The following is a 13,679-nucleotide window of genomic DNA, read 5'->3' as shown; positions in this document are numbered from 1 at the left end:
TGACACGACAGGCCACCACTCCTTCCACGGGATCGCCGACCCTATGCCTGACCAGCGAAAACACCGTCCTCAGGTTCGGTACGACAACAGCTTCTTACGGGCACGAAGGACAACGTCGCGCACCGTCAGCTGGACGACCGGTTCGAGTTGATGGTCCACGACGTCACCAACCCGATCCCGATACCCGGGGAAGTCGATCTCGTACTCCACCTCGCCTCGCCGGCCTCTCCGCAGGACTACCTGCGTCTGCCGGTCCAGACGCTTCAGGCCGGTTCCCTGGGAACCTTCAGCGCCTTGGAGTTGGCCAGAGAGAAGAAGGCCCGCTTCATGCTCGCCTCCACCTCCGAGGTGTACGGCGACCCGCTGGAGCACCCTCAGCGGGAGTCCTACTGGGGCAACGTCAACCCGGTGGGGCCGCGCAGCGTGTACGACGAGGCGAAGAGGTTCGCGGAGGCGGCGACCACCGCCTACCGCGCCGAGCACGGTGTCGACACCGCGATCGTACGGATCTTCAACACGTTCGGGCCGCGGATGCGCGCGGAGGACGGGCGAGCGGTACCGAACTTCATCCGCCAGGCGCTGGCGGGCGAGCCACTGACCGTCACCGGCGACGGCTCGCAGACGCGGTCCCTGTGCTACGTCGGCGACACGGTCCGGGGCATCCTCGCCGTCGCCGCGGGCAGCCACCCCGGCCCCGTCAACCTGGGCAATCCCACCGAGACCACGGTCTTGGAACTCGCACACCTGGTGCGTGAACTGACTGGCTCCGCCGCGCCCGTCGAGTTCGTCGACCGCCCGGTCGACGACCCGGAGCGCCGCAGACCCGACATCGCCCTCGCCTAGGAGCAGTTCGGCTGGAAGCCGGAGACCGACCCCCGCAAGGGCCTGAGCACCACCATCGACTGGTTCGCCGCGCAGCTCAACGACACCGCAGTGAGGGCACGATGACGCGACACGCACCACGAATGACGGAGTCCGCCGAGGCCCTGTCGCACAGGCAGCAGCTCGGCGACGGGTTCCTCCAGGACTTCCGTGCGGACGGCTACGCGTTCTTATCCCAGAAGATCGCGGGAAAGTCCCTCGAAGCCCTCCGCACGGAGGCTGATGCCCTGATCCGGCGCTTCACCCAGGACGGGTTCCGCTCGGACGACTACTGGCACTTCACCCCCGCGGGCACGGACGCGCCCGTTCTCTACCGCATCCACAACCTGGAGAACCAGGGCTCCCCGGCGGCGACACGCCTCTACGCCGACGACAGCCCTCTGCACCCGATGGCCGTCGCCATCCTCGGCGGGCCCGTACGCGCCACCGCCTGCGCCATGATCGTCAAGCTGCCGGGAGTGGCCGCTCCAGTGCCCTGGCATCGTGACCGGACCAATGTTCCTCCGCACACCGTGTGCAACCTCAGCGTCTTCCTCGACGACTCCGACGTGGGCAACGGATGCCTTGAGTTCGTGCCGGGCTCCCACCTGACGCCCGACGCGGAAGAGGCCGAGGCGCTCCAGGTGCGGGGTCCGGTCCGCGCCCTCCCGCTCTCGGCCGGTGACATCGCCGTACACGACGTACGTATCGCCCACGCCTCGCGCCGCAACACCTCCCCGAGGATCCGCCGCAGCATCGTCATCGAGTTCGCCCCCGCCGACCGGGAGCTGCCGTGACCATCCCCAACCCCACTGGCGAGAGTGCCAGAGTGCGGGTGGCCACCATCACGGTGGGCACCAACGAGTCCCGTTGGCTGGAGCCTTGCTTCGCGACGCTCCTGGACAGCGACGTCCCCGGGATCGACCTGACGGTCTGGTACGTGGACAACGACTCCTACGACGGCAGCACGGCCTTCGTCAAGGACCGTTTTCCCGAGGTGCGGGTCATCCAGAACGAGAGCAACGTCGGCTTCGCCCGCGCCAACAACATCGGCATGCGCGCGGCCCTCGCCGATGGCGCCGACTACGTCTTCCTCGTCAACCCGGACACCCAGACCCCGAAGTCGCTGGTGCGCGACCTGGCCGAGTTCATGGAGACCTGGACCGACTACGGCGTGGTCGGCCCCATGCAGTACGAGTACGACGAGTCGGGCAGCACCGCTTTGGGCGCGTACAACGACTGGTCGAAGTCCGCTCTGCGCTGGGGCGAGCAGCACGCCTTCGCCGGCGACTGGCCGAACCACCCCTCGCCGGCCAGCCCACCCGAAGGCCGGGCCCCGAACACCCTGGAGCACGCGTACGTCCAGGGCTCCGCCTTCTTCGTACGTGCCGCGCTGCTGCGCACCGTCGGACTCCTCGACGAGGTCTTCCACACGTACTACGAGGAGACCGACCTGTGCCGCCGCTCCCGCTGGGCCGGATGGCGCGTCGCGCTCCTGCTCGACGTCGGCATACAGCACTTCGGCGGTGGGGGAACGGCCGGCAGCAGCTATCGGCGCGTCCAGATGCGCCGCAACCGCTACTACTACCTCCTCACCGACATCGACTGGCGCCCGCTGCCCATGCTGAGCCTGGCGTCCCGGTGGCTGAGGGACGATCTGCGCGGACGTGGCGTGGGCGGAGTGACCACCTGGTGGCGCGGGACCTGGGAAACCGCGAAAGCCGTGTGCTGGCTCGTGCGCCGCGCACCTCTGATCCGGGCCCGGCGACGTGCCCACCGCCGGCTCGGCTCGCCGACGGGCAGCCACGCTCAACCGCAGGCAAGGGGTGCGCGATGACCACACCCCGGATTCTGTTCGCCGGCGTCTTCCACTGGAACGCGGGCTCCAGCCACATGATCGCCGAGTACGCCCGGGTCGCCTCGGCATCCGGATGCGAGGTCGGCGTCTCAAGCCAACTGTCGCGCCTGGACGGCACGGTGAACGGCCACCTGCCTCTCGTGGACGACATCAGCTGGGCCACCCACCTGGTCCTCGTCTTCGAGAGCAGGCAGTTCCTCTCGACCCAGCAGCGTGAACTCTGCGAGGCCGTGCCGCGGCAGCGGCGCATCATCGTCGATCCCGACGGTCACTGGGGCCCGTACGTCACCGCCGGCGCGGACGACAACGCGGGTGCGGACACCATCGAGTCCTGGCACAAGCTGTATGGCGACCTCAGCGATCTGATCCTGCAGCCGCGCCTGAATGAACTTCCCGACGGGGCCGAGTTCTTCAGCTACTTCGGGATGCCGGACATCCACCGGCTCGCCAGCGACCTCCCGCACCCGCGGGTACTGCCGTACGAGCTGCAGTACGTCGGCGCGAACTGGTGGCGCTGGAACGAGATGACCAGCCTCATCCGGGCCGCGGCCGACGCCCAGCCGCCGATCCGACGCATCCGCGTGTGCGGACGCTGGTGGACCGGCGCCCCGCACCCCGACCACCTGACCGCCACCGCCAACGTGTCCGGCTGGATGCGGGATCACGGTGTCGAGGTGGCGCCACCCGTTCCGTTCGGGCACGTGGTCTCCGCCATGTCCCAGGCGGCGATCACGCCGGTGCTGGCCCGTCCGCTGCTCGCGCGGATGGAGCTGTTGACTCCCCGCATGTTCGAAACCCTCGCCTCGGGCAGCATCCCCGCGCTCTGGCCGGACCTGGGCTACCTGTCCGCGCTCTACGGCGACGACGTGGAGCTCTTTCTGCTCGACGACGATCCGGCCGACAGCCTCGCCCGGATGATCCGTGAGCCGATCCGGTACCGCGAGCGGCTGGCGACCATCCAGCGCCGAGTACACGAACGCTTCAACTACCGCGCGGTTCTGGCGGAACTCATCCGGTTCACCCGATGATCCCTGAGAGGTCTGCTGTGTCCAACGTCCTGATCACCGGCATCACCAGCTGTGAGAGTCGCGGCGTCGAGGCCCTGGCCCGCTCCATCATCGAGCAGCTGAACACCGAAGGCCCCGGGGGAGGCGACAACGTCACCGTCCTCACCCAGACCCCGGTGCTCGACGCGGAATCCCTCGCCCCCACCAGCGCCCGTTGCGTGGCCGACCCGTTCGTCGTCTCCCGCTCCTGGCAGCAGATGCGCCCCCAGGAGAGCCCCGCCGAACTGGCCGAACGCCGCGAACAGCTCCTCGCCCAAACCGATCTGGTCATCGCGACCGGGGGCGACCTGCATACCTCGGACTACGGGGTCTCCACGCCGTACCTCCGGGTCCTCACCGCCGTGCAACAGCGGGACATCCCGACGGCCATGATCGGCCAGTCCGTCGGCCCCTTCGACGACCTGGCCGATGCCGAGGCATGGCTCGCGGTCGCCACCCGGTGCGATCTCCTCACCGTCCGGGAGAGCGTCTCCCTCGACTACCTCGTGGGCAAGCTCGGCCTTCCCGAACACCGTGTGCGGCTGTCCTCCGACCCCGCCTTCCTGCTGCCGGCCGCTACCGGCGAGCGAACAGCGGCCGTGCTCGGGCCTCTGGGGCTCGCCCCCGAAGACCCCTACCTCTGCCTCGCCCCCAGCCAGGGCATCACCCGCTTCAGCACCCTGGAGGAGTCCCAGCACGCGGCAGCACTGACGCGACTCGCCACCTCCCTCGTCCGCACCCGGAAGATGCCGGTCGTCCTCGTCCCGCACTGCCACGACTCCCGCCCGCACAACGACGACCGGATCCTCGCCGCCCGAATCGCCGAAGCGGCCGACATGCCCGAGGTCATGGCGCTGCCGGGCGCGCTGACGGCATCCGACTACAAGGGCGTGCTGTCACAGGCCGAACTCGTCATCTCCGAGCGCCTGCACGCCGCGATCGGCGCACTGTCCGGCGGCGCCCCGGCAATTGCGATCGGCCACTCGCACAAGTTCAACGGGGTGCTCGCCGAAACCTACGGTCACACGGTCGACGTCGACGGCATCCACGCGGACGTCCGCGCTTTCGCCCAGGACACCACGGTCATCGGCCGGCTCGTCAACGACACCGACGCGACCGCACTGCGCACCACCCTGCGGCAGCGGCTCCCGCTGATCACGGACCGCGCCCGCAGCGACTTCGCCCAGATCAACAAGCTCCTCGGAGCCTGAACCACCAGTCGCACAGGCGGTCCGTCTGCCCGCACCACATCGCGCACGACCCGCTGCGGCCCAGTCCAGGGCCGCAGCTGGACTCACTCACGCCAAGGGAGACACGCCATGCCCACACATCTGGTGACCGGCGGCGCCGGCTTCATCGGGTCCCACCTTGCCGCGTCCTTGATCGAGCGCGGCGACGACGTCGTCGTCCTGGACAACCTCGACGGCGGCAAGACCGAGAACGTGCCCGCCGGCGCGACCCTCGTCGTCGACTCGGTCGCCGACCAGGCCACGGTCGCCGAACTCTTCGCCTCGTACCACTTCGACGGTGTCTACCACCTGGCCGCCTTCGCCGCCGAAGGCATCAGCCACGCCGTCAAGCACCACAACTACTCCGTCAACCTGCTCGGCAGCATCAACCTGATCAACGCCTCGCTGGCCGCCAAGGTCAGGTTCTTCGGCTTCGCCTCGTCGGTCGCCGTGTACGGCCACGGACACGTCCCCATGCGCGAGGACGAGCGGCCCGTCCCCGCCGACAGCTACGGCAACGCGAAACTCGCCGTGGAGCGCGAACTCGCCGTCACCATGCAGCTGCAGGGCCTGCCGTACTTCGCCCTGCGCATGCACAACGTCTACGGCGAGCGGCAGAACATGGGCGACCCGTACCGCAACGCCGTCGCCATCTTCCTCAACCAGATCATGCGCGACGAGCCGATCAGCGTGTACGGAGACGGCAGCCAGATCCGCGCCTTCACCTACGCCCCGGACATCGTCGGCACCTTCCTCGCCGCCGCCGACCAGTCGGCCGCCTGGGGCCAGGTCTTCAACGTCGGCTCCTCGCACACGAGCACCGTGCTGGACATGGCGCACGCCGTGCGCACCGCCATGGGCGTACCCGACCACCCCATCAAGCACCTGGCGGCCCGCGACGAAGTCCACGCCGCGTACACCGACAACAGCCTCGCCCGTAGAACGCTCGGCGACTGGACCGATACCCCGCTCCCCGAAGGTCTGCGACGCACCGCGGCCTGGGCCCGTGAACACGGCCCCGTGGAACCCGCGACCTCCCTCAGCATCGAGAACGACACCGCGGACAAGCCCGAGTGGTTCACCTGGGCCGCCGGACGCGCGGTTACGTCATGACGCGCCGCACCCTGGCCGTCGACGTCGGCGGCGTCCTCTACTACGACGAGCCCTTCGACCTCGCCTGGCTCCAGGGCGTCTGGGAACTCACGCGCGCGGACGATCCCGCCTTCACCATGGACGCCTTCCTCCAGGCCATGCGCGAGTTCTACCAGGGCCGCGCGCCCGGATCACCCCCGCCCAGCCTGTTCCCGCCCAACGGCACGAAGAGCTGGCAGAGCGTCCGCGAGCGCTGGACCTCGTTGGTCCAACCCGTTCCCGGAGCCGTCGACGCCCTCAGCCACCTCGCCGAGGAGTACGACGTGTGCATCGTCGCCAACCAGCCCCCGGAATGCCTCGCCACCCTGCGTAACCTCGGAATCGAGCAGCAAGTCCAACTCGTCGCGCTCGACTCCCTCGTCGGCTACGCCAAACCCGACCCCCGCCTCTTCAAGTGGGCCATGGACCGGCTGAGCTGGAAGCCCGAACACACCACGGTCATTGGCGACCGGCCCGACCACGACGCCGCTCCGGCACTCGCTCTCGGCTGCTCGGCAGCGATCGTCCACGTCGACAGCGGCTGGAGCGCGCCTGCTGGGGTCGCTCCCGAGATCGTGACCGCATACCGGGAGCTGAAAATCCAACGCGTCCACACAACCGAGGGAAGCACGAGGCACTGGGCCATCGCCGCCCTCGGAGACCTGGCCGATGTGCTGCGGACCATCAGCCACCAACAGCGCAGCCCACGCCCCCGCCAGGAGGTGCGCCCATGACCCTCGGCGCCGACTTACCTCTCACCATCGTCATCTGCAGCAACCGCCCCGACAGCCTGCCGGCAGCTGTCGCCCGCACGGCTGCGGCCATGAACCCCAGGGACCGCCTCCTGGTCATCGCGGACATGCCCGCCCAGCACCTGCCCACGCTGCCCACAGACGCCTCGTCGCCTCCGTCCCGCATGCGCGTCATCTGCAACGAGGGGAACCAGGGCCTCGCCCACAGTCGCAACAAGGCCATGAAGGAGGCCACGACGCAGCACGTCGTCTTCCTCGACGACGACATCGTCCCCACCACCGAGACGTTGACTCGGATACGCGAAGCCCTGACCGCCGGCGCACACGTCACCGGTACGAGGATCACCGCCCACCTTCAAGGGCACCGCCGCCCGTGGTTCCTCACCTCGGGACAACTGCACTACCTCGGCTCCCACGCACCGGCCCAGCCGGCGTCGATCTGGGGCGGCAGTTTCGCCATCGACGTCGAGCACGCCCGCTTGCTGGGAGTCGGCTTCAACGAGCGCCTCGGCCGGATCGGCGGCTCCCTCGTCTCCGCCGAGGACACCACCTTCGTACGGGAGATGACCGCGCGCGGTGCCATCGCGACGATCCTGCACGACGCCGAGGTGCAACACCTGATCCCCGCTCACCGGCTGACCCTGTCCTACCTGCTGCGCCGCGCCTTCTGGCAGGGCCGCAGCGAAGCACGGCGTAACGACGCTCGGCGAGGCATCGCCAAGGAATGGAACCGCAACCGCTCGGGGAACGGCGCCCGTCCGGTGCGGGCCGCCCTCGCCCTGCTCTACACCGCCAGCGTTCTTCTCGGAGTGTGCCGGGAGGCCATCACACGGAGCCGGACCAGCGCCGCCGACGCCGAAACCAGGAGCGACCGATGAAGGTAGCCATGGTCATCCCGCCGTACCGGTACGGTGCCGACCCCAGCCAGTGGATCACCGTGCCGCCCCAGGGCTACGGCGGCATCCAGTGGGTCGTCGCCACGCTCATGGACGGACTGCTGGAGGCCGGGTGCGAGATCCTCCTCGTCGGAGCTCCAGGAAGCCCGGTCCAGGACGGCATCACGGTCTCCGACGCAGTGGAGACGGCCGAGATCCACGCCGCCATCGAAGCCTTCGGCCCGGACATCGTCCACGACCACTCGAACACCGCCGCACTGCCGGCCGGCACCCGCAGGCCAACGGTGAGCACACATCACCTCAACGGCGTGCCGGAGCTCCAGACCAACGGCATCTACCTCTCCCGCGCACAACGCACTGCCGCAGGGTCCGTCTCCGCCCCAGTGATCCGGCTACCGGTCAACCCCGCACGCTGTCAGTTCCAGGAGGCGAAGGACGACTATCTCCTCTTCCTCGGCCGGGTCTCCGCGCACAAGGGCGTGCGCGAGGCAGCGGCGTTCGCACACACCGCCAGCGTGCCGCTGACGGTCGCCGGACCGGCCTGGGAGAAGGACTACCTGGACGCGCTGCTGGCCGACTTCCCGCACACCGTCCGCTACGTGGGCGAGGTCGGCGGCAGCGCCCGTACCCGACTGATCGCACGCGCCCGAGCGCAGCTCGTGCTGTCCCAGCCGTGGGGAGGGCCGTTCGGCGGACGATGGATCGAGCCCGGCGCCACCGTGGTCTCGGAGGCCGCCGCCAGCGGCACCCCGGTGATCGCCACCGACAACGGATGCCTGCCGGAGATCGTCCCCGGCGTCGGAACGGTGCTGCCGATCGGGCAGGAGATCACACCCAGCGACGCAAAGGGGGTGCTGGCGTCGCTGCCCACGGCCCAGGTCGTGCGCGAAACAGCGGTGGACCGATGGGGTCACCACACCATCGCCCGCCAGTACCTGGCGGTCTACAAGAGAGCGGTCAACGGCGAGGTCTGGACGTGACCTCGGAAGGTCACGCCGTGCGCTGCTTCGCCAGACGCTGACGGCGCGCTTCGTAGAGAACGACTGAGGCGGCGTTCGACGCGTTCAGGGAGCTGGCCGAGCCTGTCATCGGAATGCTGATCACGTGGTCGCAGCTCTCTCGCCAGGCCGCGCTGAGGCCCGCGGTCTCGTTGCCGATGAGGAGCAGGACCGGTTGGGTCAGATCGAATTCCGAGACCTCGGCATCGCCGTCCTCGTCCGTGCCGACGACGGCGACCGGCCGCCCCTGAGCGCGCTCCTTCTCCAGCCACTCCATGACCTCGTGGTGCGACTGGCTCCGCACCACGGGCACGGCGAAGAACGATCCCGTGGAGGCACGGACCGACTTGGGGTCGTACGGGTCCGCGGCGTGCCCCGTCACGATGAGCCCGCTCGCGCCGAAGGCATCGGCCGACCGCACGATGCTTCCGATGTTGCCGGGCTGCGTCGGCCGGTCGAAGACCAGACCGAGGAAGTCGTCGCGAACCTTGATCCGCGACAGGCTGTCCGGCGCCATCTCGACCACCGCCAGGACCTCCGCGGCCCCGTCGGCCTTCTCGCTGAGCTCGGCGAGCAGCTGCGGCGCCATCGCGACGCGCTCGGCGCCGACACCGCGCAGTAGATCCTCGGCCCATCGGGAGAGCGGGCGGCTGGCGTCGTAGAGCAGGGACCGAACGGTCCAGCCGTGCTCCACGGCCATCGTGATCGGCCGCACGCCCTGAACGAGGAACTCCTTGGCACGCCCTCGCTTGGTGCGGTTGTTGAGCAGCGTCTGCAGCTGCTGGAAACGGGCATTGCGGGTCGTGATCCGCTGCACTGCCACCCGTCCTCCAAGCCGAAGATGATCGTTGCGAACCCGGTTGTCCCAGGCGGAACACGGCACCGGGCACCCAGCAGGTTACACGGACTGGATCGTAACTGTACGTGTCCATCCGTTGTGCAGGCGTCTCGGCTTCGGCGGCAGCGCACACGAGGTCGCCCTGTTGGCGACAGCTACGACCTCGTCGGGAACGGCCAGCTGACTTCCGACGACTCCTCTACGACCGGACCATCCCTCAACCCGCGTGCGGTTCGGCCACGAGCCGTTCCGTCTCGAGGTCGCCGGGGACGGCCGCTTGGGATCACAGCCTCATGCAGCCTGATGTCGCTTCCCAGCAGTTGCTGCGCCGAACGACGACCGCGAGTCGGCCGGCAAGGCCCTACGAGCGTCACACTCGGTTCGTCGGACGGCAGCGTCACCCGCGTGAGGTGAAGGCAGTGCATCCGCACGGTAGTCGCCCGTGTCCTCGGCCCAGGGCTCCGACGTGATCTCGAACCATGTCGTCTTGCCTGAGGGTTCCGGTTGCATCCCCCAGTCGGCCGCCAAGGCGCTCACGAGCAGGAGACCCCGACCGTTCTCGTCGTTCGGCCCTGCCTCAACACTTCTTGGCAACGATGCATCCGTGTCCGTGACTTCGACGCGAAGCCGCTCGTCGGCCCGCGTCACGGAGACGTCGCACGGAGCGTCTGTGTACAGGACAGCATTGGCGATCACCTCGCCGGCCAGCAACTCGACGGTCTCCAGTGTCTGGTCCGACAGGGGAAGCCCCAGATCCCGGGCTAGCGAAACAACTTGGCGGCGTGCGGCCGGGACAGCGTCGACAGCAGCCGCAACCGTGAATCCGTACGTCGGACGTTCGGGACTGCGACGCGCCATGACGACAACCTCACCTGGTAGTGGCCTCAGTGACAAAGAAGCCTTCCACCCGACAAGGGCTGTGGGAGGACAGTCTGTCCGTAGGCACGCCCCGCAAGACGCCTTGACGCTTCGACGTGTTGTGGTACGGGTCGGCTTCTGCTGAGGCCGCGAACACCGGAAACGCACGTCGCGTAGACCGTACCCCTCCGCACCTCACCTCAGACCACCACTCTTGGAGGCCGTGGACGAGAAGTAATGCGCCATCACGCTCGTGCACTGTCCGGCGCAGCTATCCCTGTCCGTATCGCGGCTGAATCGGGCGCCCTTGACGGTCGTCCCCACAGGCGGGCCTCGCGGACCGGTTGGAGGGACTTGGCTGTGTGGGCAGCCAGGAAGAACGGTGAGCGGGTCGTCGAGTACGCCTCGCAGCTGCAGGACCAGGCCAGGGCGATCATAGGCGTCGCCCTACGCCGGCAAGCGGCGCTTTGGGATGCGAGCGCCTCTACGCACACAGGCTGTGCTGCTCGCCGGCGGCTTCGGGACCGCCGTCCGGCTGCTGGCGCTCCAGCCCGAGCAGCCTCAGCAGGTCGGCAGTCACTACTCGGTAGGCATTTCCGAGCCGCAGCACCTTGACCGGGTACGCCCCATGCTTGGCGAGCCCGTATCCGGTGGAGCGGCCGATCATCAGCGCCCGGTTCGCGGTGTCGAGGTCGATGACCGCCGGAAGAGCGAGCAGCTCGTCACTCGTCAGCCCTCGCACCTCACGGGAAGAAGTGGGTGCCATCATGATGCCCTCCTGATGCCTTCAGGTGCCGCAATGTCAGGCCCAGGTGTATCACCTAGTTGCGGCAGCACTTTCCAGCGCCTTAAAGTGCAGCTATGAAACCCGATCACTGGCCAGCGGCGTTCACCGCCCGGATCGCCCAAGAGATGCGCGAGGCGCGCAAGGCCGCCGGCCTCACCATGGGCGAGGTCGCCCAGGGGTGTGCCGACCGCGGACTAACGGAGATCACCGAGCAGTCCGTGAAGAACCTGGAGTCCGGCCGCAAGGCGAGCATGGCCATCGCCGACTTCGTCGTGCTGGCTGACGTCCTCGGCGTCCCGCCCGTGACCCTCCTCTTTCCACTCGGTACCTCCGCCACGGTGGAGGTCCTCCCGGGAAGGGAGGTCTCCACCTGGGACGCGCTCGCGTGGTTCACCGGCGAGACCCCCATGGACCAGCCCGCTCCCGAGGGCACCGCCCGCGATGTCCTCGACGTCTTCCGCAACCACGGCGATCTGGTGTCCGCCGCGACAGCCTCCACCGCCCTGGCCAAGGAGAGGCGGCGCGCGGCGAGCACCACCTTGGACCGGGCTCGCAGAGCCACGCTCCTGGAGCGCGCCGAGGGCTACGAGGAGCACGCCTTCGAGGACTGCCAGGAGCTGCGCGCGTTCCGAGGCCGGATGCGCGAGCGCGGCCTCGTACCTCCGGCCCTGCCCGACGAACTGGCCTTCGTCGACCAGCCCGACATACCGACCCACCTTGAGGACGGCGAGTGAAGAGCGGAAACCTCGTACGGCGGTGCCGCTGCACCGACCCGAAGACCGGGAAGGAGTACGGCGCCTCCTGCCCCAAGCTCAAGTCGTCCCGACGGCACGGCACCTGGACCGCCTCCCAGGAACTCGACCCCGCGCAGGACGGCCGACGCAGGCGGTTCCGTCGCGGTGGCTTCGAGACCTCCACCAAGGCCCAGGAGGAGCTGGACAAGGTTCGCGCCCTCATGGCCATTCCCGAGGAGGACGACGCCTGGGGCAAGACCCAGATCAGCGACCTCCTGGAGAACTGCGTCAAGGACAAGGACCCCGTCCCGGACTACGACGAGACCCGCCGCCGCTTCAAGACGGGGCAGTCTCTGAACTCCAAGGTCACCGTGGCGGAGTGGCTCGACACATGGCTGGCCGGACGCAAGCGTCTGCGGCGGGGCGGGGCAGCGCGCTACGAGTGCGACATCCGCGTCCACCTGAAACCGCACCTCGGCCACCTGCGCCTCGACAAGCTGCGCGTACACCACATCGATTCCATGTTCGACGCGATCAACGAGCGCAACATCGAGATCCAGGAGCAGAACGCCCAGCGGCGCGTGGTGCGCGACGACCTCAAGGCCACGCCGAACAAGGGTGCCGAGAACCGCGCCCGACGCCGCTGGCTACAGGCCCAACTCGATGCGATGCCCCCCTTTCGGCGGATCACCGGCCTCAACACCCAGCCGCACATCCGTGACACGCTGCGCGCCGCGCTGAACGTCGCGATCGCCCAGCAGGTGATGCCCGCCTTCAACCCGGCCGCGCACGTCGAGCTGCTGCCGGGCACGAAGCCGAAGGCGCTCATCTGGAGCGACGAGCGCATCGCACGCTGGAAGGAAACCGGCGAGAAGCCCTCGCCGGTCATGGTCTGGACCCCCGACCAGACCGCGACATTCCTCGACTTCGTCGCGGATGACCGCCTGTACGTGCTCTGGCGGCTCATCGCTTTCCGTGGCACCCGACGAGGCGAGGGCTGCGGGGTCCGGTGGGAAGACCACTCGGCCAAGGCGCGCTCCCTGGCCATCGCCACCCAGCTCGTCCAGGACGGCTGGGACGTCCACGAGGGCGCTCCCAAGACCGACAGCGGCATCCGCCTGATCGCCCTCGACGAGGAAACCAACCAGGACCTCCTCGCCCACAAGGCCCGCCAGCAGCAGGAGCGCGAGGCGTGGGGCGAGGGCTGGCAGGACACCGGCCGAATCTTCACCCAGGAGGACGGCTCCCTCCTCCACCCCGGCAAGGTCAGCGACCTCTTCGAGCGCCTGGCGGAGGCCGCCGGCCTTCCTCCGATCCGGCTCCACGACCTTCGCCATGTCGCAGCGACACTGATGCTCGCCGCCCGGCGTCGACATCAAGGTGGTCTCCGAGACCCTCGGGCACTCGGACACCCGGATCACCCGGGACATCTACCAGTCGGTCCTGGACGATCTCGCCCGTGACGCAGCCGAGAAGGTCACACAACTCGTCCCGCACACCCGCAGGCCCTTGACGGCCGTCAAGGACGCTGACCCGCCCGCCGCCTCCCGCCGACCGAGGATGACGCCACCCCGCAAGAGCAACGAGGCAAAAGGAGAGCGCTCCGCCTGATCACAGCGAGAAGGAGCCCCCGGTAAGCGGGCATCAGACCGGGGCTCGGGGCACTCTCGCGAAACTCACTGACCTGGAAT

Annotated in this window: 12 protein-coding genes and 2 pseudogenes; 11 read left to right on the top strand and 3 right to left on the bottom strand. The window is 68.7% G+C overall.

What is annotated here, in order from left to right:
- Positions 1-90: 90 nt before the first annotated feature.
- The 9 genes and pseudogenes from ACFYTE_RS27445 to ACFYTE_RS27405 form a co-directional block, all read left to right on the top strand.
- Positions 91-948 (top strand): annotated as a pseudogene (locus ACFYTE_RS27445) (NAD-dependent epimerase/dehydratase family protein); the annotation flags it as partial.
- Positions 949-965: 17 nt separating this feature from the next.
- On the top strand, positions 966-1,658 hold the full coding sequence (locus tag ACFYTE_RS27440; RefSeq protein ID WP_388715689.1) for a phytanoyl-CoA dioxygenase family protein: 693 nt from the start codon (positions 966-968) through the stop codon (positions 1,656-1,658).
- Positions 1,655-2,698 (top strand): glycosyltransferase family 2 protein, encoded by a 1,044-nt coding sequence (locus tag ACFYTE_RS27435; protein WP_388715688.1) that lies wholly within the window; start codon positions 1,655-1,657, stop codon positions 2,696-2,698. The genes ACFYTE_RS27440 and ACFYTE_RS27435 overlap by 4 nt, the downstream gene beginning before the upstream one ends.
- Complete coding sequence (locus ACFYTE_RS27430) at positions 2,695-3,747, top strand: glycosyltransferase (RefSeq protein WP_388715685.1); 1,053 nt, start codon at positions 2,695-2,697, stop codon at positions 3,745-3,747. Before ACFYTE_RS27435 ends, ACFYTE_RS27430 begins: the two co-directional genes overlap by 4 nt.
- Positions 3,744-4,976, top strand: coding sequence for a polysaccharide pyruvyl transferase family protein (locus tag ACFYTE_RS27425; protein ID WP_388715682.1), 1,233 nt, complete (start codon positions 3,744-3,746; stop codon positions 4,974-4,976). Before ACFYTE_RS27430 ends, ACFYTE_RS27425 begins: the two co-directional genes overlap by 4 nt.
- A gap of 108 nt (positions 4,977-5,084) precedes the next feature.
- Positions 5,085-6,107: an NAD-dependent epimerase/dehydratase family protein gene (locus ACFYTE_RS27420; protein WP_388715679.1), complete on the top strand. Its 1,023-nt coding sequence runs from the start codon at positions 5,085-5,087 to the stop codon at positions 6,105-6,107.
- Entirely contained in the window at positions 6,104-6,859 is a 756-nt protein-coding gene (locus ACFYTE_RS27415) for an HAD family hydrolase (RefSeq protein WP_388715676.1), read from the top strand. The genes ACFYTE_RS27420 and ACFYTE_RS27415 overlap by 4 nt, the downstream gene beginning before the upstream one ends.
- On the top strand, positions 6,856-7,755 hold the full coding sequence (locus ACFYTE_RS27410) for a glycosyltransferase (RefSeq protein WP_388715673.1): 900 nt from the start codon (positions 6,856-6,858) through the stop codon (positions 7,753-7,755). Before ACFYTE_RS27415 ends, ACFYTE_RS27410 begins: the two co-directional genes overlap by 4 nt.
- On the top strand, positions 7,752-8,753 hold the full coding sequence (locus ACFYTE_RS27405; protein ID WP_388715670.1) for a glycosyltransferase: 1,002 nt from the start codon (positions 7,752-7,754) through the stop codon (positions 8,751-8,753). Before ACFYTE_RS27410 ends, ACFYTE_RS27405 begins: the two co-directional genes overlap by 4 nt.
- A 10-nt stretch (positions 8,754-8,763) precedes the next feature.
- Here ACFYTE_RS27405 and ACFYTE_RS27400 read toward each other — a convergent pair whose 3' ends face one another.
- The 3 genes from ACFYTE_RS27400 to ACFYTE_RS27390 form a co-directional block, all read right to left on the bottom strand.
- A complete protein-coding gene (locus ACFYTE_RS27400) occupies positions 8,764-9,594 on the bottom strand; it encodes an RNA methyltransferase (protein WP_239760576.1) in 831 nt (276 codons plus the stop codon).
- 306 nt (positions 9,595-9,900) lie between these two features.
- Complete coding sequence (locus ACFYTE_RS27395) at positions 9,901-10,467, bottom strand: ATP-binding protein (protein WP_388715667.1); 567 nt, start codon at positions 10,465-10,467, stop codon at positions 9,901-9,903.
- 484 nt (positions 10,468-10,951) lie between these two features.
- Positions 10,952-11,236, bottom strand: a complete 285-nt coding sequence (locus tag ACFYTE_RS27390) for a hypothetical protein (RefSeq protein ID WP_388715664.1) — start codon at positions 11,234-11,236, stop codon at positions 10,952-10,954.
- A gap of 92 nt (positions 11,237-11,328) precedes the next feature.
- Here ACFYTE_RS27390 and ACFYTE_RS27385 point away from each other — a divergent pair, with 92 nt between their 5' ends.
- On the top strand, positions 11,329-11,988 hold the full coding sequence (locus tag ACFYTE_RS27385; RefSeq protein WP_388715661.1) for a helix-turn-helix domain-containing protein: 660 nt from the start codon (positions 11,329-11,331) through the stop codon (positions 11,986-11,988).
- Positions 11,985-13,599: pseudogene (locus ACFYTE_RS27380) on the top strand (tyrosine-type recombinase/integrase). Before ACFYTE_RS27385 ends, ACFYTE_RS27380 begins: the two are co-directional and overlap by 4 nt.
- Positions 13,600-13,679: the final 80 nt, after the last annotated feature.

The sequence above is a fragment of the Streptomyces sp. NPDC004629 genome, assembly GCF_042873595.1.
Classification (GTDB): Bacteria; Actinomycetota; Actinomycetes; order Streptomycetales; family Streptomycetaceae; genus Streptomyces.
The sequence above is the reverse complement of the archived record's forward strand: the minus strand, read 5'-3'. Positions and strand labels throughout refer to the sequence as shown.